Source organism: Halorussus limi (assembly GCF_023238205.1).
Lineage (GTDB): Archaea > Halobacteriota > Halobacteria > Halobacteriales > Haladaptataceae > Halorussus > Halorussus limi.
In genome coordinates this window covers 33,711-54,213 of the sequence record NZ_CP096660.1, presented here as the reverse complement: position 1 = coordinate 54,213, position 20,503 = coordinate 33,711, and the positions used below count along the sequence as shown (strand labels likewise).

Below are 20,503 nucleotides of genomic sequence, written 5' to 3'. Positions count from 1 at the left end.
CAGATTAATACCACGTGATTGTTGTCACCAATTCACACGTTACCGATTCGTTGTCACGACGGCGGACGTTTTCCTCGCGCTGTTTCCCGCGTGCAACTTCGAGTTGCGCGACCGGAATCTGGTATCTAATTCGACACAACGAGTCGTGAGTAAACGGGGAGACGCTCCCTCGCGGTCGATTTCCGCGGCGTCTCGTCGAGAGGTGTGAACGGTATGAACAGTTGGCGGCGTTTATTTCGGCGGGCGGGGTAGAGCGTGCGGAATGAAAGTGGCGAAATCAGGGCGTTCGAGAGTCGTACTGTGCGTACTTGGACTGATAGTCGCGTCCGGAAGTGCGGGGGCGGTCGCCGCACTGCCTGCAACGACTGCAGATGGGGCGACCGTCGGCGCGGCGAGCGACGACGCGGCCGGCGAGCGTGGCGCGGCGCTCGCACAGGCGGAGGACAACGCGTCTGGCAACGACAGTCGCAGGTCAATCCTGATACCGAGCGCCGCGGTGACCGTCGGCGACACCACCGTCGGGGTCGAGGAAGTCCTCCTCACGGTGAGACAGGGGACCGGGTCGGTGTTCGTCAAGACGCTCACGACCCAGAACCCCGAACAGGACGCGAGCGTCACGAACCTGCGCGTGGCCGTCGGCGAGCGGTTCCTCCAGCGACTCGGGAGCGGCGCTCCGGGATTCGGCGGCGCGCAGTACACCGTCTCGTTCGGTCGCTTCGCGGCCGGTCAGTTCGACTACCGCCTCGGAACCGCCATAATCAGGGGCTTCGTCGGGGCCGCGCCGCCCGCGGCGGGCGGGACCGACGAACCGACCGACCGGGGCCTCGACCGGAGCAGTTTCGTGGTCACGAACTTCTCGGCGCCCGAGCGCGTTCCGCTCGGAGAGGGGTACACCGTGAGCGCGCGCGTCACCAATCCGGGCCAGCAGAACGGCACCGAAATCGTGCGGTACGAGTTCGGCGACGTGACGCTCGGCAGGCAAGTCGTCCAACTCGCGCCGAACGCCTCGACGAACGTGACGTTCCAGGTCGCACCGGTCCCGCTTCCGGACTCGACGGGGACCTACACCCACTCGGTGCAGGCGTTCGACAGCAACGCGACCGCCCAGATTCGACTCGTCGCGGGCAACGAGTCCGCCGGAAACGGGTCCGCCGCGGACTCGACCCGGCCGCCGGTCGGCGCGTGACGAAACAGCGGAAACGCCGGTGTGGCCCGAGGCGCGCCGGACGCTTCGCAATCTCAGGCGAGTCGGGGGTCAGGGGCCTCGACTTCGGCGTCGCACCGCGGACAACGGTAGCCGTCGCTCTCCTCGGAGACGAACGTCCGAGTCAGGCCGACGTACCAGCAGTTCGGACACCGCCGAATCGGGAGGCGAATCACGCCCGGAGAGACGGGACGGACGGGTAAAAGCGGGTCGCCCGGGGGACGGCGCGGGAGTCCCGCGCGACTCGTCGCGCGGCGCGAAACAGCGGAAATCCCGGTGTGACGCGACCGACGAATCGCGTGCCGGCACCGGTCCGGACGGCGGAACCGTCGGCGTGACGAGAAATTGAGTTCTCGGAGCAGTGAGACGGCGGAATTTCGAGGTGACGGGGCGGCAGAGGTCCCCAGTGGCGAAACAGCGGAAAGCGCGGGGTGACGAACGGCGGAGCCTCCAGTCGACCGGACAGCGGAAACGACGGGGTGACGGACGAGCGGAGCAGTGGACGCGGAGAGGAGCGAGGTGAATCGGGCGGCGTGACCGAGGAGAACATACAGAGTCACTTGAAAGGTGTGTAGATATTTCTTTTCCGTGACTATAACCACGCCTTCGGATAGCGGTCGCGTCGCTGACTGGCGCGACGGCCGACCGTACGTCTGACCGACTTCACGGCCTCCCACACTACCTGACTGGCCTCCGCTCCCGCCCGACCCCCGAAGCGCGAGACTGATTACCCTCTGGCCCCCACAACCGTCGATGACGGTTCGACGGAAGGACGGCGTCCACATCTCGGCGGGCCGGACGTACGTCGCCGACGCGTCGAGCGCGGTCGGAGACGTGAACATCGTGAGCCACGCCCACGCCGACCACACGTTCCGGCGGACTCCGGAAACGGTGGTCTGTTCGGCCGCGACCGCCGCGCTAGTCGAGGCCCGGACCGGCGCGACGGTGCCGGAGTTCCGCGAAGGGACCGACGAGGTGACGCTGCTCCCGTCGGGTCATGTCGTCGGGTCGCGGGCCGCGCTGGTCGAAGACGACGGGACCGCCCGCCCCGACGGGGCCGCCCGGCGCTACCTCTACACCGGCGACTTCTCGGTCCGCGACCGACTCTACTTGGAGGGGTTCGAACCGGTGGACGCCGACGTGCTGGTGATGGAGACCACGTACGGCGACCCGAACTACCGGTTCCCGCCGGAGGACGAGTTACAGGCCCGGATTCGGGACTGGCTTGCCGACAACCCCGACCGGCCGCTGGTCCTGTTCGGCTACTCGCTGGGTCGCGCCCAGAAACTCCAGCGCCTCGCCCGGCAGGCGACCAACCGACCGGTCGCGGTCCACGACGCGGTGGCGACCGTCAACGACGCCATCGAGGCGGCCACCGACCTCTCGTTCCCGGCCGAGTCGCTGGCGGAGCGAGAGCGCGACGGACTCGCGGGCGACGAGATTCTGGTCGTGCCGACCAACCTCGCGCGGAGCGATTGGGTCGCCGACCTCGCGGAACGCCACGGCGCTCTGAAGGCCGGGTTCTCCGGGTGGGCCGTCGACGAGTCGTTCCGCTACCGCGGCGGGTACGACGCCACCTTCCCGCTGACCGACCACTGCGACTTCGACGAACTGGTCGCGACCGTCGAGGCGGTGGACCCCGAAGCGGTCTACACGCACCACGGCTACGACGAGGCGTTCGCCGACCACCTCGCGACCCACCACGGCTACGACGCCCGGCCGCTGCTCGGCGACCAGACGCGATTGGACGACTTCTGAGTGGGTAGCTGGGCCGAAACCGGCAGGAACCGCCGCCCGCGACAATACTTACCCGCGAAGAGGTCGAACACGCTTCGTATGCCTAAAGTCGCAATCGTCGGCGGCGGACCCGCCGGACTCAGCGCCGGACTGTTCACCGCGAAAAACGACCTCGACACGGTCGTGTTCGACACCGACGAGACGTGGATGCACAAGGCTCACGTGTACAACTACCTCGGCATCGACGAGATACGCGGTAGCGAGTTCATGGAGGACGCGCGCGAACAGGTCGAGAACTTCGACGCCGACCTCCGCGTCGGCGAGGAGGTCACGGACGTAGAGAACGCCGGAGACGCGTTCATCCTCACCACCGACGACGACGAGTACGACGCGAAGTACGTCGTCTTCGCGACCGGAACCGACACCGAACTCCCCGAGCAGTTGGGTTGCGAGACGACCGACGACGGTCTGGTGGACGTGGACCTCAACATGCGGACCAGCGTCGAGAACGCCTACGCGGTCGGGTCGATGATACGCGACCAGAAGTGGGAGGCCGTCATCTCCGCAGGCGACGGCGGCGCGGCCGCGCTTCAGATAATGAGCGAGGAGGCGGGCGAACCGGTCCACGACTTCGACGTACCGGACGAGGAGTAGCCGAAACGCGAGCCGATTTTCTACACGTCCTGCCCGTAGAGCGGCGGGTCGCTCGCGGTGTCCACGACTACCAGCGGTTCGGTTTCGTCGGCCAGCATCTCCTCGAAGGACTCTCGTTCGCCACGCTCCTCGGCCGACGCCACCATCTTGCGACGGTGGACCTCGCGCGCGGCATCGGCGACCGTCTCGGACAGCGAGAGTTCCCCGCGGAGCGTCTCCCAGATGCCGTCGCCGTAGAGGTAGTACGCCTCCTCGTCGCGCCATCCGTAGTTGTGCTGGGAGGAGTACTCGTACTCGTCGCCGGTACCGCGCGAGATAGCGTCCTGCACGTCGGCGAGCGCTCGGTCGAGGTCCGTCTCGTCCACGCCGCGTTCGTCGGCGACGGCCGCTATTCGGTCGCTCGAGAACGGGTGCTGAACGTCGGTCATGAGTGTCCCCCGTTCTACGGCGACGGGGTTTAGAGAACTACTGGCAGGACTCACTCGGACTCGCCGTCGGCGGTCATCCGGTCGGCGAGCGACCGCGAGACCCCGGCGAGGTACGCCCCGCCCCAGACCGCGACCACGAACGCACCCAGACAATCGAACACGAGGTCGGTCATCGTGTTGGCGAGACCGTGCTGGGCGAGAATGCTCTCCATCCCGGTCTGGGACGCGAACCCGTCGATACCGAACTCCAGCAGTTCCCAGAGAACGCCGAACGCCATCGTGAATATCAGGATGAACGCGGCGACGAACTTCCGGGGGAAGTAGACCTCGGCGTCGTGAACGTCGAAGGCCCGGACCGTCGCGTACCCCACGGCGGCGACCAGCGAGGACGAGAGGGTGTGTGTGAGGTTGTCCCAGAGTCCGATGGCGTCGTAGAGACCGAACGACCCGATGGCGTGGAGGAACACCGGAACGACAATCCAGAGCGTCAGGCCCGTGTCGATTGGCAGTCCGTAATCGTGTTCGAGCAGACCGGGGAGTCCCGTCACCGCGAGGGCGACGCCGGCGTTGACCACGACGCCGACGCTCCGCTGGACGAGTCCCACGATGAGGACGGCGGCGAGTGCGAGTTGCAACCCCCGGACGACCTGCCGCTGGCGTCGTTCGGACAGTCCGAATCGGCCGCGGAGGTCAGTTCCACCGACGTTCCGGTTCCCGTCGTCGGCCCGAGACGGCCCGCTCCGCGGCGAGCGCGGCGACGGGCGCTGGCGCGAGTCATCGGTCCGAAACCCGAGTCGTTCGCGGTCCACTCGGCGCAAGTACACGGCGAAAGCGACGCCGGCGACGACGCCGATTCCCGTCGCGGCGGCCAGCGACCACATCACGCTGTAGAGACCCCGCAGGTTCTGCGTGTCGAACGCCAAGTCGGCGACCCATCGGACCACCGCCCACGTGCCCGCAGCGGCCATCGTCGCGGTGACGACGAAGACGACGGCGAATCCGGGGGACATCTCGACCGCGGTGAAGGCGTCGAACTCGACCGCGACTGCCAGCGCGAGCGCCGGGACGACCAGATACGTCGCAATCGACCGCGGGAGGAAGAGGTCGAGCGACTGGAGCGCGTAGGGGACCGCGAGGAACGCGACCACCTCCCACGGCAGCGCCGCCGACCATCGGCGGTACGCGACCGCCGGTATCGCCGCGACCACGACGGCGGCGAGGCCGAGTCCCGTCCAGAGGTAGTCGCCACTGATTGCACTGATTGCCGCGGCCGCGGCGATGGCGAGCATCGCGGCCCACGCGAGCACAGCGTTCCGTCGCCGACCGGGGAAATCGCCGGTGGAAACGTCGTCGGACACGAAGTCCGGTACGTCGGGTGGGCCTAAAAGGGTAAAGCCACCTCCAACTCGGCCGGCGATACGCACGAACGTCGGACGAACAAAACGGTCCGAACGAAGTGAGAACGGTTCAGAAAGCCCGGCACCGAGCGAGAAAATCCCGCATTGACTGGGGTTGCAACCGTTCGAATTCGCGGAACGCGTTTCAACCGAGTTACCGGTTGATAGGGAAGGATTCCGAAGATGTGGGTGAAGACAAATGGCAACCCAAAATTCGACGTTCGCCGAGACCACCGAAATGTGCGAGGAATGTGAAGAGTCGACACCCCACGACGTGACCATCGAAATCCAGACCGAGAGCAAGAAGAAGGAGAACACCGAGTTCTCGCGGGAACCCTACCGCGTCACCGAGTGCATGAAGTGTGGCGAGACGACGGCCAAGCGGATGAACGACGCCTGACCGACGGACCTCGACGACCGACGCGCGCCGACGTACTGTACCGAAACAACCGGACTCGTTTTCTCTCGACCGAACGCGCGCGGACGGGATTGAGTATATCGGAATAGAGTTTACACGCTGCCCTCGAACGCCTCGGCCAGTTCCGACCGCATGAACTCCCGCCGAACTTTCCGCGAACGCTCCTCGGAGAGGTAGTTCGAGAGGACGACGCGCGGGTCGTCGCTCCCCTGCTCGGCGGCGATGTCTTCCAACCCCTCCAGCACCGCTTCGAGGACGGAGGTGTACGTGTCGTACCAGTAGCGCCGACAGAGCTGTGGACTCGGGCGCTCGCCGTCGATTCTCTCGGGCAGGTCCGCGCGCTCGGCCAACTCTCGAAACCACGACCAGACGGTTTCGCGGGTCGCGTGGGGGTCCGCGCCCCGGGAGGAGGGAAAGAGGTAACCCGACCACTCCTCGCGAGCGGCGAGTTCGTCGAGTCTGGCGTCGAGCGCGTCGAGACCGTAGACGAGGTTTACCTCGCCCGGCCCGTTCTTGCGCTCGGCGAAGGTGACGTAGGGGGCCTCGTCCTCGCCCACGTCCCGGACGAACTGGGAGACGTGGAGGCTGGCGACCTCGTTCGCCCGGAGTCCCCACGCCGCGAGCGCGACGACCAGCAGACGCTCGCGAGGGGAGTCGGCCGCGCGCACGAGAGCGCGCACGTGAGAGTGAGAGAGCGGAGAGGGGTCCGACGACTCGACCTGCCACTTGAACTCGTCGTAGAGACCAGTCGCCGGGTTCACCGCGGCGAGTCGGCGGCCGACGAGGTGCTGGTACCACCCGTCGACGACGCTCCGGACGCGGGCCTTCGTTCTGGCGCTGTACTCCCGGGCGTTTATCCAGTCGAAGGCGGCGTAACAGGCGTGAACTGCCTCGTGAGTCGGGGTTTCCGAATCGCGGGCGACCGGCGAGAGCAGGTCGCCGGTGTCGTTCGCTTCGCGGTAGGCGAGGACGTAGGCGTTCAACCGCCTGCGCTTGGCCTCTATCGTCGATTCGCGGAGCGAGTGGCGACGACGACGCCGGTCGAGAAACGTCTCCAGCGCATCGCGCGTCTCGTCGTGGTCGGTCGCCCAGTCGTAGCCCTCGTCACCGCCGAGTCCGAGGTCCTCGCGCCAGAAATCGCCGAACGAGCGGCCGTGGTGGCGGCGGAGGGCCGCGAGGAAGGCCCGGAGTCCCTCCTCGCGGAACCAGCGGTGGGTCGGCCGGTCGGTCTCGGGGTCCCGACCCTCCGCACGGAGTCGCGGGGCGACGATTTCCCAGTAGAGGTCCCGGAAGTCGTCGAGCGAGCAGGTCGTCCAGCGCACGTCCGCGAACGGGTCGTCGGCCGATTCGGTCACGCTTTCCCACCTCTCGCCGACGCGTCATCGGTCGGACGGCGACCGTCGCGCCGAATCCGGGGGACAAGCCCGTGCGACGAGCGGAACCGCGATTTCAAGACCACCATACACGCCCTTCTCGGCAGTTCTTTCTTATTACTTATGGTTCCGTGGAGATAACGGTCCGCTGTGGACTGTTGTCCCCACGGCGAATCGGCGGTTGTTCGAGCCATAGCAGATAAACTGTATTACGATATAGGGAATTGGCTAAAGACCGAACCTCGCCAGCACCGTTCCGGCGCTTGATTACTCGCCGGTTTAGGGCCAGAGAGTGCCCTCCGGGCTAGTCGCGTGCGGAAAAAGAGGTAGGAGTCGAAGTGCGAGACCCCGCCTCGACTCACACCAGCGTCTGCGGGCGGTCGCCGAGGTAGTCGAAGACGGCCCCGAGCGTGAACCCGTACGAGAAGTGCGCGCCGAGGGTCAGCGCCAAGTAGAGCACCATCGCCAGTCCGGTGTACCCCTCGTAGAAGGCGGGCGCGAACCCCGTCCACAGAACGAATCCGAACGGGACGCCCTTCGTAGCGTACTTGTCGCCCGGCAGGTACGCTCCGATGGAGGCGAACAGGAGCGGCCACATCACCATCCCGGTCAACAGGAACAGGACGTAGCCGACCGCGGTCGGACTCAGCGGCAGGACGGCGTTGAACCCCGTCAGTTCGGCCAGCGTTCCGAAGCTCTCTATCTGAAACGCGTTCAGCGACGCGGCGATGAGGAGACCGATGGTCAACGCGCCGGTTCCCACCAGTCCGCCGACCGCACCGATGAAGCCGTCGACGACGATTCCCCACAAGTGGTCGAAGTCCGGTTCCGTCCCCTCGGTTACGTCTTCGGTCAGTTCGGTCGTGAACTCTGATTCGTCCCCACTCATGTGATACGATACCATTCGACAATGCAAAAGCGTTCCCGTTACATCACGAAAGTTTGTGGGAAACCGATAAGTGCATGAAGATTGTTGTCACGTAGCATGAACCCGTCGGTCGGAGAGTTGTTCCTCCCCGCCGGAGTGTTCGGACCGCTCCAGTCTGGAATCGTACCGAAGGGGACGCGGGTAGAGGTGTTCCGTCAGATATTCACGGTGTTTCTGGTGTTGGGGACGCTCGTGGGCGTCGTCGTCGTCGGCTACATGGTGTACAACGCCTACAAGTACCGGGACGACGATGTGCCGGCGGGCGACGCGCGGGGCGACGACGCGCCGAGGGTCGGCGAACTCCCGTCGGGCGGCGGCGGGGGTCGGAAACTGTTCCTCTCGTTCGGACTGAGTACGATAATCGTGGTGTCGCTCATCGCGTGGACCTACGGAACCCTGTTGTACGTCGAGAAGAATCCGCCGGGTGACGGCGAGGAAGACGTGGAAATCGAAGTCGTCGGCTTCCGGTTCGGATGGGAGTTCGTCTACCCGAACGGACACACGTCCAACACCCTGCGCGTGCCCGAAGGGCAGACGATTCACCTCAGCGTGACCTCCGAGGACGTGTTTCACACGTTCGGCGTGCCGGAGTTACGGGTGAAGACCGACGCCATTCCGGGGCAGACGACGGACACGTGGTTCCTCGCGAACGAGACGGGGAGCTACGAGGCCCGATGCTTCGAGTTGTGCGGCGCCGGCCACTCGTACATGACCGCTGAGGTCGTGGTGATGGAACCCGACGAGTACCGGTCGTGGTACGAGAACGCGTCGAGTTCGAATAGCTCCGCGCTCGACGCACCGCCGGAAGCGCCGAACGCGGCGGGCGCGCCGAACGTGCGGAGGGCAGTCGCATGAGCGCCCCGACCGACGACGCGGACACCGAACCGGACGGAGGGTACGCCGACGCGACCCACGGGGCAGACCACCACCACGACCTGCCGGACCCGGCCAGCGTCAAGCGGTGGCTGGTCACGACCAACCACAAGGACATCGGCGTCCTCTACACCGTCACCGCGCTCTTCTTCCTCGTGTTCGGGGGCGTGATGGCCCTGCTGATTCGCGCCCAGATGTGGACGCCCGGCGCGACGCTCCTCGAACCGCTCCAGTACAATCAGGCCGTCTCGGCCCACGGTCTCATCATGGTGTTCTGGTTCCTCTCGCCGTTCGCGTTCGGGTTCGCGAACTACGTCGTCCCGCTTCAGATCGGCGCGAAGGACCTCGCGTTCCCGCGACTCAACGCGCTGTCGTACTGGCTCTACCTCTTCTCGGGGATTCTGCTCGGAGTGTCGTTCTTCCAAGGCGGCACCTTCGCGGGCGGGTGGACGATGTACGCGCCGCTCAACCTCCCGGTGTACACGCCGAACATCGGCGCGAGCACCGCGGTGCTGGCGCTCGTGATGTTCACCGCGTCGGTGACGGTCGGGTCGGTGAACTTCCTGACGACGATGCACCGGATGCGCGCCGAGGGACTGACGCTCCGGCGCATGCCGCTGTTCACGTGGACAATCCTCCTGACGACGTGGATGATGCTGTTCGCGTTCGCCGCCCTGCTGGCGGCGCTGATGATTCTCTCGGCCGACCGCCTGTTCGGCACCCAGTACTTCGCGGCGACCGGTCACGCCGGGTCGCTGCTCTGGGCGCACCTGTTCTGGTTCTTCGGCCACCCCGAGGTGTACATCGTCTTCTTCCCGGCGCTCGGCGTGATGGCCGAGTGCTTCCAGACGTTCACCGGAAAGCGCCTCGTCGGCCGGAAGTGGTTCATCGCGGCGATGGTGCTGGTCGCGCTCCAGAGCTTCCTCGTCTGGATGCACCACATGTTCCTGACGAGCATCAACCTCCAGATAAAGACGCTGTTCATGGCGACCACCATCGGCATCTCGCTGCCCTTCGACCTGATGGTGTTCGCGCTCATCTACACCCTCGTCAAGGGGAAAGTGCGCTTCACGACGCCGTTCCTCTTCTCGTTCGGCGCGCTGGTGCTGTTCATCCTCGGGGGCATCACGGGCGTCTTCCTCGGGGCGGTCGTCTTGGACTACGAGTTCCGGGGCACCTACTGGGTCGTCGCGCACTTCCACTACGTGATGGTCGGCGGCGTGACCGCGCTGGTGGGCGGTCTCTACTACTGGTACCCGAAGATGACGGGCAAGATGTACGACGAGTTCCTCGGGAAGGTCCACTTCGCGCTCTACTTCGTCGGGTTCAACCTGCTCTACTTCCCGATGTTCGTCGCGTGGGAGACCCCGCGCCGGGACTTCGTCTACCCCGAGGCGTTCGTCGGGTGGCACCGACTCGCCACCGTCGGCGGGTTCCTCCTGGGCGCGTCGTTCCTCGTGATGTTCTACAACCTGAGTCGGAGCCTCTGGACCGGCGAGGACGCCGACGACAACCCGTGGCAGTACTCGACCACGACCGAGTGGGCGATACCCTCGCCGCCGCCCCTCGAGAACTTCCCCGGCAAGCCCTCCTTCTCCAGCGGGTCGCTGGAGTTCCGGCGGGGTCCCGGTCGGGCCGCGGACGGGGGCGAAGTAGAGGCCGACGGCGGCACCGGTGCGGTGCAGGTCCGGGAGGACGACGAACCCGAGAGCCACGCGAGCGTCTGGCCGTTCGCGGTCGGCGTCGCGTCGTTCGTCCTCCTGCTCGGCCTGTCGGGCCTCCAGCAGGGAAGCTACCCCGCGGGAGTCGAAGGCGGGTTCTACGTCGCGCTGACCGCGGGCGGCCTGCTCGGCGGCCTCGCCGCGCTGGTCCGGATGGCGAACGAGACGTTCCACGCGCCGACCGGTCCGTTCGGCGAGAGTTGGCCGTTCGAGGCCATCGAGAACACGAAACTCGGCGTCTGGATATTCCTCGCGAGCGACGTGGTGCTGTTCGGCGCGTTCGTCGGTTCGTACGCCTTCATCCGGGTCGCCGAGGGGTGGACGAACTGGCACCACCTGATTCCTGAGGCCCACGTCCCGCTGCCGGGACTCATCAACACCTACATCCTGCTCACGAGCAGTTTCACGGTCGTCCTCGCGCTCGTGGCCGCCGAGAAGAGGAGTCGCTGGGGGCTGGTCGGGTCGCTCGCGACGACGTTCGTCCTCGGGGTCGCGTTCCTCGTGAACAAGGCCTTGGAGTGGCTCCACCTGTTCCACGTCCACACCGAGGCGTTCCCCCACGGGTGGGACATCGGGACGAACGTCGCCTCCTCGACGTTCTACCTGACCACGGGTCTCCACGGCCTCCACGTCGTCGCGGGACTGGTGGTGACGCTGTATCTCCTCGTACGCGCGTGGAACGGGGCGTACCTCGACGGCGACGACGAACCGGTGGAGTACTTCGGACTGTACTGGCACTTCGTGGACATCGTGTGGCTGTTCCTGTTCCCGCTGTTCTACATCCTGTGACGACCGAAACCGCCTGACAAAATCACCGACAAAACTATGACCCGACTCAAACTGTACACCGCGATTTACGTCGTGTTGTTCGTCTTCGCGACCGCGCAGGTCGTGGTCGAGCAGTCGAGCGGACTGGCCTACTGGACTGCCTTCTGGATAATCATCGGCCTCTCGTTCGTGAAGGCGCTGATGGTCGCGTGGTACTACCAGCACCTCAAGTGGGAACCCCGCTCGGTGACGTTCACGATGTTCGTCGGCCTGCTCGCGGCGCTCGCGCTGACGACGGCCGCGGCGTACTCGATACTCTGAGTACCCTCCGCAGGCTGTCAGTTCCGTAGCGTTAACCCGCCGGTCGTCGTGGAACCGAACATGGGTCGGGGACCGCGAACGCGACGCAGGTTCGTGAAACGGGCCGCCGCGGGACTCCTCGGAGTCGAGGGCCTGCGACGAGACGCACCGACGGAGACCCGCCGCGAACTCACCGTCGAGAGCGACGGCGGCGGGGTCGCCGTCTACGAATTCACAGTCAGCGGGTCGCTGTCGAAGACCGAAAACTCCCGGACCGACACGGTAGACGGGACGCGCGGATACGGGTGGGTCGGGCCCGAGCGCGGGACGGACACCTTCGAGTACACCGGCGAGTTGACGGCGCTCAGTCTGAACGGCCCGGCGAGCATCGCGCGGGACGGCGAGGACATCGCTGACGACGACTACCCGCCGCTCCCCGACGCCGTCACCGCCGACGACATCCCCGGCGGTCCGGGGTCGGACGTGCTGGAAATCAGGAGCGACGGCGGCGGCGTGGCCGCCTACGAGTTCACCGCGGACGACTGGGTCGGGAAACTGACCTCTTCGGAGGAGGAGCGCGTGGCGGGCACGTCCGCCTACGGCCACGTCGGCCCGAAACGAGGGGCCGACGCCTACGAGTTCAGCACGGAGATGGTCGAGTTCAGCGTCACGGGCCCCGCGTCGGTGTACCTGAACAACGGGAAGATAACGCCATCAGAGTAGCGACTGTAACGGAGCGCGCGGCGGCACCTGCGGCGCGCGACCGGAATATTTCGCGCGATTTCGGAGTGTCACAACGATTTTGTGTCGGTGGCGTAATCGTTCGGCCATGCCCTCCTCTCGACGCCGGTTCCTCGCCGGACTCGCCGCGGGGTGCACCGGAACCGTCGGCGGGTGCGCCGAACTCCGATACTCTGAGTCGGCGTTCTCGCCCGGAACCGCCGAGACGACCGAGTGGCGATATCCCGACTACGACCGGTACTCGACCGCGTACAGTCGGGACGCCGCCGCTCCCCGAAACGGCGTCTCGAAGCGCTGGAGCGCGACGATTCCGTGGCCGAGGGGCCGACCGGTCGTCGCCGACGGCCGCGTCTTCGCGTCCACGATGGAGAACCTCGTCGCGCTGGACCTCGACTCCGGCGAGAAACTCTGGTCGTTTTCGGCGTCCGACCACTCGTGGACCGCGCCGCCGACCGTCCGCGACGGGACCGTCTACGTCGGCGCGGGCGACGAGCGCGGCCTCTGGGCACTCGACGCAGCGACCGGCAAGGCCGAGTGGTCGGTCGAAACCCGCGGTCCGGTGAAAGCCGCAGTCCTCCCGAGTCACACGGGAGACCGCCTCTACGCCGGAGACGCGACCGGACGCGTCTGCGTCCTCGGACTCGACGGGTCGGTAGCGAAGACCCGCAACGTGCTGGGACCGGTCGCGTCGCTCTGCGCGGGACGCTCTACCGTCGTCGTCGGCACGAAGGGCGGCCACGTCTACGAGTTCTACCAAGACGGCGAAGCGTTCTACCCGCTGTGGGGACGCCGCGTCGCGGGCGGCGTGCAGGACGTCGCGGTCGTGGACGGCGGGTCGGTCGTCGTCTCGGTGTTCGGCGATTACGTCTACAAGCTCAGGAACGGCGCGCACGCCGGGTCGAACCGCTGGCGCGCCGAATTCACCGCGAACGATTTCGTGGCCGCGAAGACCGACGTAGTCGGGACCAACCTCTCGACGCTCACCTCGTTGAACGCCAGCGACGGCGACCCTCGCTGGTCCCGGTCCGGAAAATACGTCGCCGGTCCCGCGGCGGCGGGCGACCGATTCTACGTCGGCGGGGAGTACGACGGCGACTCGAACGGCGGCTATCTGGCCGCGTATCCCCTCGGTAAGGGCGGTAAACTCCTCGGCGGTGAACCGGAGCGAGCGTGGAAGCGCGAACTCCCCGGAACGCCGGTCGGCGGCCTCACGGTCGCCGACGGCGCGCTCCTGACGGTCACGAAGCGACAGGACGGCGACGACAACTTGTACGTCTTCGACCCGGCGTAGGCGTCCGGCCCGCGTCCGCGCAAATCTTGAAATGCCGCGGCGTGTTGGGTGTGAGTCGATGAGCGAGACGGACCGCGGGACGATTACGAGTCGCGAAGCCGGCGGCGCGAGACGGTGGTTCCTCTTGACCGGCCGCAGGACGGCAGTGACGGTCGTGCTGCTCGCCGTCGTCGCCGTTCCGTTCGTCGCGGCCGGTCTCCTCGACCTCGCCACGGTGACGACGCCGAGTCGGGTTCTCTGGTTCCTCAACGGCACGGTCAACGGGCTACTGACGCTCGTTCCGATATCGGTGGGGGTCAACCAGATCGTCCTCTCGCACGAGTTCGGGTCGATAGAGGACCTCTACGAGCGCCGGCGAGCGGTCGTCGAGTTCCGGGAGCGCGTCGAGCGCCGGACGGAGACGGAGGTCAGTTCACCGCGGGCCGCCGAGTTCTTCCGGACGCTCCTCGACGCCGTGGCGGAGACGGGGAGAGCGTTCCGAAACGAGTGGGAGTCCGACGGCGAGGTTCCCGACGAAGTCGAAGCGTACGTCCGTTCGGTGGTCGCGGAGGCCGAGCGGACGAGCGACGAGTTGACCGAAGACGGAGACACCATGCTCAAAACGCTGTTGACGGTACTCGCGTACGACGATTCCGTGCAGTTCTACGAGACGCGGCGCGTGAGAGACGAGTTCGGCGCGGAGCTCCGGGACGAGACGTCCGCGAAACTGTACCGGGTAGAGGAACTGTTCACCGAAATCGACGCGGGCCGGCAGTACCTCAAGACGGTGGTGGTCGAGCGGCAACTGGCCCGGTTGTCACGGCTCCTCATTTACACCGGTATCCCGTCGATAGCGGTGGCCGCGGTCGGCATCTTCACGTACCGGGACGTCGCGTGGCTGACGCTCTCGAAGCCAGTGCTGGTCGGGGTCGCCGCGGCGATAGTCGTCACCTCGCTGGTACCGCTCGCGGTCCTCGCGGCGTACATCCTCCGAGTGGCGACCATCGCGCGCCGGACCGCCGCGTTCGGACCGTTCGTCGAAGCGTCGAAGTTCGAGTCGGACGGCAACGCGCGTCGGTGACGAGACGCGGTCCGGAACCGACGCTCACCCCGGAACCTGCATCATCGACACCGCGAGGTACGTCAGGAAGAAGAAGGCGTAGACCGCCACGAGACCGGCGACGACCTTCAGGTGGTAGACGAACAGGTCCTCGCGCTCCGCTTCGAGGGCGTCGTCGTAGGCCTCGCGCTGGCCGTCGGTGCAGTCCCCGCCGTGAAAATCGCCGACGTGGAGCGCACGCAGACGCTCGGTCCGGAACGGGCGCTGGCAGTGCGGGCACCGGACGGGCGTCTCGCCGTCGGGGACGCGCACGTCCGACTCCGGAACGGTCGCGGTCATCCCCGGCGTCACCCCGCGAGGACGAGTTTCGCCGCGACGACCGCGACGAACAGCGACCCGAACACCCACGCGCTCAGGAGCGCGGCCTGCGCGCTCTGAAGACCCCGGAAGCGCGCGGAACTGTACGTCCCCCAGACGAGGAATCCGAGGAGGAGCGCGCCGAACGCGGCGGCGAGCGCGACCCAGTCGCCGACCGCGGCGGCGAACGCCGGGTCGCTGACCAGCAGGACCGCGCCGCCGGCGACGACCAGCACCAGCAGGAAGAACCCCGCCGCCCACGCCGCGACCGGTTCCTCGGCGTCGTCCGACCGCCTCCGACCGCGTCCGTCCTCGGCGGGCGCGGGGTCGTAGCTCCGCCAGTCCTCCGTCCGGGCCACGAGCGCCCAGACCGCGAGCAGGAGCGCCCCGGTCACGAACGCGCTCGCCAGATAGGCTGTTTCGGCCATCATTGTCGGCTCGTACGTTCTTGTTAGACAGTATCAAGCATAAAAGTTGACTCCGGGTGTGACTCCGGCACCGACACCATGACAATTGACAACATAGTTCAGTCAGTTTTAATAGATAACCGATAATAGCAAGCATTACTTCGGCCGCCCAGACGACTGGGCGCGCGAGGTGATTCACCCATGGTCTGTCCACCACTCCGGGCACGCGTTTTCGGTAGCGACGCCGAAAACGTGGGCTCCGGCGCCCCGGCGCTCGACGGCTTCGCCGGGAAGACTCCGGCGATGCGCGAGCGCGCCGGGAAGGTGGGCGACGTGGGCGAGATTACCTATCGCCTCGAACGGACCACCCCGACCGCGTAAGGCGTTCCGGACGCGACCCCCGAGGAATCGGCCTCCGAGGTCGCGCCGACCGAAACGCCGGGTCGGCTCGCTTCCTCTCGACGCTACGACTCGGAAGCGAGCGCCGTGCGTCGGGAGCGTGGTCCGTTCGGCCACGTCCTTCTCCGGCGCACCGACTCGGTAGCCCGGCACGTCTCCGCGCGTCGGCACCCGACTCGGAGAGACATCTCCGCCCAGAGCCGTCCGTCTCGCGTCCGCGGGGCGGACCGCGCCCCGAATCGGGACCGCCGGCCGAACCGCTCCGACCGCAGAACGCGCGACGCTCACCGCGATTGCGCGACCGCACGAACGACCGCACAGCAGACGACCACACCGACCACGACCACACGACAATGAACGCACTCGTCATCGACGCGACAGCAGACCTCGAAGTTCACGTCCCGCGCGGCGGCGACGGCACCCTGCAGGACGGCATCGCGACCGTCCTCGACCGCAACGCCGCGGTCGACCGCACCGAAGTCGTCGACATCTCGGGCGTCACCCCGACGCTCAACGACCTCCGCGTGGACGCCTCGGTTCGACTCCGAGTCCACGTCGAGGAGACCGTGGACGACGAACGCGACGCCGTCCGCGAGGCGGTCGCCGACCAGTTCGGCGTCCGCGCGGTCTCGGCCGTCGAGACCGACCGCTCGGCGTAGCGCGGAGTCCAACGGAGAGAGCGACGAAGCGACACGCACCGTTCACGACCGACACTCACCCGACTCAGACCGATGCGATACACGAACTACACGGCGAAACTGCCGACGAGAACGACCCTCCGGACGACGGCGACTCGAACCCGCGACGCCGCGGGCGACTACGCCGCCCGCGCGGTGGTCGCGGGCGCAGCGATAGCGACCTTCGCCGCGGGCGCGACGGCCGCCACTGTCGCGCTCGCGGTCCTGTTGGGTAGCCTGCCCGCGAACCCCCTCGCCCTGCTCGCGGCCGCCGCGGCGGTCGTCGCCGCGGCCCGTACGCTCCCCCTGCTGGCGCTGTACGCGGCCCGCCGCGCCGCCCTGACGCTCGACCGACTGGCGTAAACCGGTCCTCGCTGACCCATCCGAAATCGAACTCGGGCCGTCTCCCATTTCGGGCGCTAACCGCTCGCGTCGTCTCCGTTTCGCCGACGCCGCCGCTCGCGTATGGACCGTTTCGCGGAACGGACGACCGTATAGGCAGTGCCAAACCCGCCGAAGGTGGCGCTTACGGCGGATAAGGGAGGCCATAACAATGGAAACGTGGTCCAGAGAACCCGATGGCATGGACCTGCTCAAGGATATCACGAGCGAACTACGAGGCGGCGACGAGCGCACGAACGACGACCACTCCGGACCCGCCGACGGCGCTTCCGGCGACACCCGACCCGTGAAGCGGTCGACCACCGCGACGGACGACTCCCCCTCCGACGGCGAATCGGGTGACGAGACAGACGCGAGCGCATCCGCGGGCCCCGACGAACATCTCTGCTCGTTCTGCGAGACCGAGTTCGACGCCAGCAGAGACGTCTGCCCCGAATGCGACGCTGAAATCGTCCTCCGAGGAGCGAGATAGCGTCTATTGGCGAACTCACAGAAACACCGCGTTACACAGTTTCTCAGGCCCGACTTATCGCACAACGTAGGTACACTTTTACACAAGGCGGTGTCGTGAATCGGTCCAATGAATCGTCGGAGGTTCTTACGAGCCAGTTCGGTAGCGGGAATTGCGGGGATTGCAGGCTGCGCCGCCCCGACGGACTCCCAGCGACAGCGCAGTAGCGGCGACCAGCGCGACGCACCCCCGTCAACGACCCCCACCGCGACCGAGACCACCCCCGAGGAGATGGCCCAGTCCAACGTCGAACCGGTCGACGTTCGCGGTGCCCTCTACGTCCCCTCCCGCGCGTGGAACACGTTCCAGATGTGGCACGGGTACGACGAGAGCGTCATCGAACGCGACCTCGGTTACGCCGAGCAGGTGAACCTCAACGCGGTCCGGACGTGGGTCAGTTACGAGCAGTGGCTGGAGGACTCCCGAAAACTGGAGCAGTCCATCGAACACTTCCTGACCACCGCCGACGACCGCGGCATAGAGGTGCTGTTCGGTCTGTTCGAGAGCGTCGGGAAGGAACCGACCGAGAAGAACCTCCACGACACCGACCCGCTGACCGCGCCGCCGGTCCAGTCGCCGGCCAGCGACGTGGTCCAGAACGAGTCGAAGTGGGACAAACCGCGGGAGTTCGTCCGGTGGTTCATGGACCGCTGGAAGGACGACGACCGCCTGCTGGCCATCGAGGCGATGAACGAACCGGGGTGGCTCGCCGACATGAAGAACTTCGCCGGCGGGATGTTCGAGACGATGGCGAAGAATCGGGGGTCGGTCCCGCTGACGGTCGGGTCGACCAGTCTCGCCAACAACGCCGACTACGTAGACTGGGGCGCGGACCTGCTCCAGTTCCACTACAACTTCCCGAGTAACGAGGACGTTTACCACGACCTTCTCCCGAACGCGGTCCAACTCAGCGAGGACCTCGACATGCCGGTCTACCTGACCGAGTGGCAGCGCATCGCCAACTACGGGTGGGGCAGCAACGAGACGGTCGAACAGTGGCAACCCGACTACGCCTCCATCGCGCCGGTCATCCACCAGCACGGCGTCGGCAACTTCTTCTGGTCGCTGATGGTGAAACCCGCCTACGTCCGGTACATGCGCAAGCGCGGCATCATCAACGGCCTGTTCCACGAGGACGGCGCGGTCTGGAACAGGGCCGACGCGAAGGCCATCAAGGCGATGTCGGGCGACGCGCAGATAGACGTAGAGCAGCGGCGCGAGTGGCCCCAGTGGGCGGCGAAGGTCAAGAAACACGCCTTCGGGAGCGAGTAGCGACCGACTCGTTCTCTCAGCGCGGGAGTCAGTACAACTCGCCGCCCAACGGCACGTCCTCGTCGGGTCCGACGAGGACCGGGTGGCCCTCCTCGTCCGGGACCCCGACGGTCAGCACCTCCGACTTCTCGCCCGCGATGCGCACCGACCCGAGGTTCGTCGCGCAGAGGACCTGCCGACCCACGAGGTCGGCGGGGTCGTAGTTGTACCCGGTCTGAGCGACCGACTGGACCTCCTCGTCGCCGAGGTCGATTCGCAGCTTCGCCATCTCGGGTTTGTTCGTCTCGGGGAACGCCTCGGCGTCGAGGACTTCGCCGACGCGGAACGTCGTCTCGAACAGGTCTGGCATGCCACGTGGTAGAAGGCCGCGTGACTTAAACGTCGAGTTTCGGCGCGCGGAGAGTCGTGTCCGTCTCCGGAACGGACGAGAGCGACTGGTGACGCTCGGAGTCCGGCAATATATACATTCGCTAAAAGACTTCGTAGCGTGCTAAGACAACGATATAGGTTTCTATCCGGACGGGACAGTCTCACTCCGGAACACTGTTGTTCTCGCTCCCTCGCGCGACCACGAAGGTCCGCCGGTTGCGCCGGAAGTCGTTCCCCTCGACGCGATTGTCGTCCGAGGCCAGCAGCGAGACGCCCCGGCGGTTGCCCACGATGCGATTCCCGACGACGGCGTTCCGGTCGCTCTCGATGAGTAGAAATCCGTCGCGGTTACGTCGGGCGGTGTTGTCCCGCAATCGGTTCCCGTCGCTGTTCCGGAGGCGGAACCCGACTGGGTTCCCGATAGCGCGATTTCCCAGAAGCGAGTTGTTCGCCGCGCCGTCGGCCAAGAACGCGCCGTAGAACCGGTTGTCGAGTCGGAGGTCCGCGACCGAATTGCCGTCGGCGGCCGAGAGCCAGACCCCAGCGATGCGGTTGCCCACAGCGCGGCCACCGACGATGCGGTTGTCGTCCGCACCGACCACGGTGACGCCGTACTCGTTGGCACGCGCCGTGACGTTCTCGACGCGGTTCCTCGACGAGTCCGCGCCGAGGTGGACGCCGAACAGCGCGTTTCTGGCGGCGGTGACGTCGCTCGCTCGGTTCCCGTCGCTGTCGTCGAGTAGCGAGACGCCGTGGACCGCGTTGTCGGTCGCGCGCACGTCGGCGAGGCGATTTCGGCTCGCGCCGTAGAGTCGCACCCCGACGCGGCTACGGGTCGCGGTCACGTCCGCGAGGCGACCCCGGTCGGCCGCGGTCAGGCGTACGGCGTCGTCCCACTCGGCGACCGTGAGATTTCGGACCGTGACGTTCGAGACGGGGCGGTCCCACGCGCCGACCGAAACTCCGGCAGAGCCGAACGCACCGCGGCCGTCCACGAGGTGACCCCGACCGAGGAGAGTCACGTCGCTCGCCCGAATCGAGATGCACTGGCCGGCCGAGACGTTCCGGAGGTCCGCCGCGAGCGCGTACCGGCCCGGTTCGTCGATGGTCTCACAGGAGTCGATAGTGGCGGGTTCGGACTGGGCGGCGTCGGCGACGCTCGGCGCGGCCGGAGTCGAAGCGAGTAAGAGCGCGATTCCGACGACGAGCGCACGAGACACGGGAACCGAATCGGCTT

Annotated in this window: 24 protein-coding genes; 15 read left to right on the top strand and 9 right to left on the bottom strand. The window is 66.7% G+C overall.

All coding sequences use genetic code 11. The features are described from left to right. Positions 1 to 262 precede the first annotated feature (262 nt). Positions 263 to 1,186 (top strand): hypothetical protein, encoded by a 924-nt coding sequence (locus M0R89_RS18575; RefSeq protein WP_248652572.1) that lies wholly within the window; start codon positions 263 to 265, stop codon positions 1,184 to 1,186. A gap of 53 nt (positions 1,187 to 1,239) precedes the next feature. On the opposite strand, the gene M0R89_RS18570 is transcribed toward M0R89_RS18575, so the two are convergent. Next, positions 1,240 to 1,380: a hypothetical protein gene (locus tag M0R89_RS18570; protein WP_248652571.1), complete on the bottom strand. Its 141-nt coding sequence runs from the start codon at positions 1,378 to 1,380 to the stop codon at positions 1,240 to 1,242. A gap of 577 nt (positions 1,381 to 1,957) precedes the next feature. On the opposite strand from M0R89_RS18570, the gene M0R89_RS18565 reads away from it, so the two are divergent. Together M0R89_RS18565 and M0R89_RS18560 are read left to right on the top strand one after the other, a co-directional pair. Continuing rightward, complete coding sequence (locus M0R89_RS18565; protein WP_248652570.1) at positions 1,958 to 2,962, top strand: MBL fold metallo-hydrolase; 1,005 nt, start codon at positions 1,958 to 1,960, stop codon at positions 2,960 to 2,962. 78 nt (positions 2,963 to 3,040) lie between these two features. After that, positions 3,041 to 3,595 carry an NAD(P)/FAD-dependent oxidoreductase gene (locus M0R89_RS18560; protein WP_248652569.1) on the top strand — a complete coding sequence of 185 codons (555 nt, stop codon included), beginning with the start codon at positions 3,041 to 3,043 and terminating at the stop codon, positions 3,593 to 3,595. 20 nt (positions 3,596 to 3,615) lie between these two features. Here M0R89_RS18560 and M0R89_RS18555 read toward each other — a convergent pair whose 3' ends face one another. Beyond that, positions 3,616 to 4,023, bottom strand: a complete 408-nt coding sequence (locus M0R89_RS18555; protein ID WP_248652568.1) for a DUF8048 family protein — start codon at positions 4,021 to 4,023, stop codon at positions 3,616 to 3,618. Between the two features lie 50 nt (positions 4,024 to 4,073). Continuing rightward, positions 4,074 to 5,381 (bottom strand): DUF2238 domain-containing protein, encoded by a 1,308-nt coding sequence (locus M0R89_RS18550; protein ID WP_248652567.1) that lies wholly within the window; start codon positions 5,379 to 5,381, stop codon positions 4,074 to 4,076. A gap of 238 nt (positions 5,382 to 5,619) precedes the next feature. Here M0R89_RS18550 and M0R89_RS18545 point away from each other — a divergent pair, with 238 nt between their 5' ends. Further along, positions 5,620 to 5,820 (top strand): DUF7835 family putative zinc beta-ribbon protein, encoded by a 201-nt coding sequence (locus M0R89_RS18545; protein ID WP_248652566.1) that lies wholly within the window; start codon positions 5,620 to 5,622, stop codon positions 5,818 to 5,820. Between the two features lie 110 nt (positions 5,821 to 5,930). On the opposite strand, the gene M0R89_RS18540 is transcribed toward M0R89_RS18545, so the two are convergent. Together M0R89_RS18540 and M0R89_RS18535 are read right to left on the bottom strand one after the other, a co-directional pair. Continuing rightward, positions 5,931 to 7,193 (bottom strand): tyrosine-type recombinase/integrase, encoded by a 1,263-nt coding sequence (locus M0R89_RS18540; RefSeq protein WP_248652565.1) that lies wholly within the window; start codon positions 7,191 to 7,193, stop codon positions 5,931 to 5,933. 376 nt (positions 7,194 to 7,569) lie between these two features. Continuing rightward, the gene (locus M0R89_RS18535) at positions 7,570 to 8,100 is read right to left on the bottom strand and encodes a DUF6789 family protein (RefSeq protein ID WP_248652564.1); all 531 of its coding nucleotides are present in this window, start codon (positions 8,098 to 8,100) and stop codon (positions 7,570 to 7,572) included. Between the two features lie 96 nt (positions 8,101 to 8,196). On the opposite strand from M0R89_RS18535, the gene coxB reads away from it, so the two are divergent. The 6 genes from coxB (at position 8,197) to M0R89_RS18505 (ending at position 14,893) form a co-directional block, all read left to right on the top strand. After that, positions 8,197 to 8,994 carry a cytochrome c oxidase subunit II gene (coxB, locus tag M0R89_RS18530; protein WP_248652563.1) on the top strand — a complete coding sequence of 266 codons (798 nt, stop codon included), beginning with the start codon at positions 8,197 to 8,199 and terminating at the stop codon, positions 8,992 to 8,994. Beyond that, positions 8,991 to 11,522: a cbb3-type cytochrome c oxidase subunit I gene (locus M0R89_RS18525; RefSeq protein ID WP_248652562.1), complete on the top strand. Its 2,532-nt coding sequence runs from the start codon at positions 8,991 to 8,993 to the stop codon at positions 11,520 to 11,522. The genes coxB and M0R89_RS18525 overlap by 4 nt, the downstream gene beginning before the upstream one ends. 36 nt (positions 11,523 to 11,558) lie before the next feature. Beyond that, on the top strand, positions 11,559 to 11,822 hold the full coding sequence (locus M0R89_RS18520; protein WP_248652561.1) for a cytochrome C oxidase subunit IV family protein: 264 nt from the start codon (positions 11,559 to 11,561) through the stop codon (positions 11,820 to 11,822). Positions 11,823 to 11,882: 60 nt separating this feature from the next. Continuing rightward, positions 11,883 to 12,524, top strand: coding sequence for a hypothetical protein (locus M0R89_RS18515; protein ID WP_248652560.1), 642 nt, complete (start codon positions 11,883 to 11,885; stop codon positions 12,522 to 12,524). A 106-nt stretch (positions 12,525 to 12,630) separates the two neighbouring features. Further along, positions 12,631 to 13,833 carry an outer membrane protein assembly factor BamB family protein gene (locus tag M0R89_RS18510; RefSeq protein ID WP_248652559.1) on the top strand — a complete coding sequence of 401 codons (1,203 nt, stop codon included), beginning with the start codon at positions 12,631 to 12,633 and terminating at the stop codon, positions 13,831 to 13,833. 58 nt (positions 13,834 to 13,891) lie between these two features. Beyond that, positions 13,892 to 14,893, top strand: coding sequence for a DUF7972 family membrane protein (locus M0R89_RS18505; protein WP_248652558.1), 1,002 nt, complete (start codon positions 13,892 to 13,894; stop codon positions 14,891 to 14,893). A gap of 24 nt (positions 14,894 to 14,917) precedes the next feature. Here the strand turns inward: M0R89_RS18505 and M0R89_RS18500 are convergent, their stop codons facing one another. After that, the gene (locus M0R89_RS18500; protein WP_248652557.1) at positions 14,918 to 15,211 is read right to left on the bottom strand and encodes a DUF7410 domain-containing protein; all 294 of its coding nucleotides are present in this window, start codon (positions 15,209 to 15,211) and stop codon (positions 14,918 to 14,920) included. An 8-nt stretch (positions 15,212 to 15,219) separates the two neighbouring features. Beyond that, positions 15,220 to 15,660 carry a hypothetical protein gene (locus M0R89_RS18495; protein WP_248652556.1) on the bottom strand — a complete coding sequence of 147 codons (441 nt, stop codon included), beginning with the start codon at positions 15,658 to 15,660 and terminating at the stop codon, positions 15,220 to 15,222. Between the two features lie 177 nt (positions 15,661 to 15,837). Here M0R89_RS18495 and M0R89_RS18490 point away from each other — a divergent pair, with 177 nt between their 5' ends. The 5 genes from M0R89_RS18490 (at position 15,838) to M0R89_RS18470 (ending at position 18,897) form a co-directional block, all read left to right on the top strand. Further along, on the top strand, positions 15,838 to 16,017 hold the full coding sequence (locus M0R89_RS18490) for a hypothetical protein (RefSeq protein ID WP_248652555.1): 180 nt from the start codon (positions 15,838 to 15,840) through the stop codon (positions 16,015 to 16,017). Positions 16,018 to 16,328: 311 nt separating this feature from the next. Then, positions 16,329 to 16,694 (top strand): hypothetical protein, encoded by a 366-nt coding sequence (locus M0R89_RS18485; protein WP_248652554.1) that lies wholly within the window; start codon positions 16,329 to 16,331, stop codon positions 16,692 to 16,694. Positions 16,695 to 16,766: 72 nt separating this feature from the next. Beyond that, positions 16,767 to 17,075, top strand: coding sequence for a hypothetical protein (locus M0R89_RS18480; RefSeq protein WP_248652553.1), 309 nt, complete (start codon positions 16,767 to 16,769; stop codon positions 17,073 to 17,075). A gap of 190 nt (positions 17,076 to 17,265) precedes the next feature. After that, a complete protein-coding gene (locus tag M0R89_RS18475) occupies positions 17,266 to 17,586 on the top strand; it encodes a hypothetical protein (protein WP_248652552.1) in 321 nt (106 codons plus the stop codon). 108 nt (positions 17,587 to 17,694) lie between these two features. Then, the gene (locus tag M0R89_RS18470; protein WP_248652551.1) at positions 17,695 to 18,897 is read left to right on the top strand and encodes a glycoside hydrolase 5 family protein; all 1,203 of its coding nucleotides are present in this window, start codon (positions 17,695 to 17,697) and stop codon (positions 18,895 to 18,897) included. Between the two features lie 28 nt (positions 18,898 to 18,925). Here the strand turns inward: M0R89_RS18470 and M0R89_RS18465 are convergent, their stop codons facing one another. Together M0R89_RS18465 and M0R89_RS18460 are read right to left on the bottom strand one after the other, a co-directional pair. Beyond that, positions 18,926 to 19,246, bottom strand: coding sequence for a tRNA-binding protein (locus tag M0R89_RS18465; RefSeq protein WP_248652550.1), 321 nt, complete (start codon positions 19,244 to 19,246; stop codon positions 18,926 to 18,928). A 181-nt stretch (positions 19,247 to 19,427) separates the two neighbouring features. Next, positions 19,428 to 20,486: a right-handed parallel beta-helix repeat-containing protein gene (locus M0R89_RS18460; RefSeq protein ID WP_248652549.1), complete on the bottom strand. Its 1,059-nt coding sequence runs from the start codon at positions 20,484 to 20,486 to the stop codon at positions 19,428 to 19,430. Positions 20,487 to 20,503: the final 17 nt, after the last annotated feature.

Coding starts and splice junctions, on each gene's coding strand:
- M0R89_RS18575 (WP_248652572.1), top strand. CDS start 263: ATGAAAGTGGCGAAATCAGGGCGTTCGAGAGTCGTACTGTGCGTACTT.
- M0R89_RS18565 (WP_248652570.1), top strand. CDS start 1,958: ATGACGGTTCGACGGAAGGACGGCGTCCACATCTCGGCGGGCCGGACG.
- M0R89_RS18560 (WP_248652569.1), top strand. CDS start 3,041: ATGCCTAAAGTCGCAATCGTCGGCGGCGGACCCGCCGGACTCAGCGCC.
- M0R89_RS18555 (WP_248652568.1), bottom strand. CDS start 4,023: ATGACCGACGTTCAGCACCCGTTCTCGAGCGACCGAATAGCGGCCGTC.
- M0R89_RS18545 (WP_248652566.1), top strand. CDS start 5,620: ATGGCAACCCAAAATTCGACGTTCGCCGAGACCACCGAAATGTGCGAG.
- M0R89_RS18535 (WP_248652564.1), bottom strand. CDS start 8,100: ATGAGTGGGGACGAATCAGAGTTCACGACCGAACTGACCGAAGACGTA.
- coxB (WP_248652563.1), top strand. CDS start 8,197: ATGAACCCGTCGGTCGGAGAGTTGTTCCTCCCCGCCGGAGTGTTCGGA.
- M0R89_RS18525 (WP_248652562.1), top strand. CDS start 8,991: ATGAGCGCCCCGACCGACGACGCGGACACCGAACCGGACGGAGGGTAC.
- M0R89_RS18520 (WP_248652561.1), top strand. CDS start 11,559: ATGACCCGACTCAAACTGTACACCGCGATTTACGTCGTGTTGTTCGTC.
- M0R89_RS18515 (WP_248652560.1), top strand. CDS start 11,883: ATGGGTCGGGGACCGCGAACGCGACGCAGGTTCGTGAAACGGGCCGCC.
- M0R89_RS18510 (WP_248652559.1), top strand. CDS start 12,631: ATGCCCTCCTCTCGACGCCGGTTCCTCGCCGGACTCGCCGCGGGGTGC.
- M0R89_RS18505 (WP_248652558.1), top strand. CDS start 13,892: ATGAGCGAGACGGACCGCGGGACGATTACGAGTCGCGAAGCCGGCGGC.
- M0R89_RS18500 (WP_248652557.1), bottom strand. CDS start 15,211: ATGACCGCGACCGTTCCGGAGTCGGACGTGCGCGTCCCCGACGGCGAG.
- M0R89_RS18495 (WP_248652556.1), bottom strand. CDS start 15,660: ATGATGGCCGAAACAGCCTATCTGGCGAGCGCGTTCGTGACCGGGGCG.
- M0R89_RS18490 (WP_248652555.1), top strand. CDS start 15,838: ATGGTCTGTCCACCACTCCGGGCACGCGTTTTCGGTAGCGACGCCGAA.
- M0R89_RS18480 (WP_248652553.1), top strand. CDS start 16,767: ATGCGATACACGAACTACACGGCGAAACTGCCGACGAGAACGACCCTC.
- M0R89_RS18475 (WP_248652552.1), top strand. CDS start 17,266: ATGGAAACGTGGTCCAGAGAACCCGATGGCATGGACCTGCTCAAGGAT.
- M0R89_RS18470 (WP_248652551.1), top strand. CDS start 17,695: ATGAATCGTCGGAGGTTCTTACGAGCCAGTTCGGTAGCGGGAATTGCG.
- M0R89_RS18465 (WP_248652550.1), bottom strand. CDS start 19,246: ATGCCAGACCTGTTCGAGACGACGTTCCGCGTCGGCGAAGTCCTCGAC.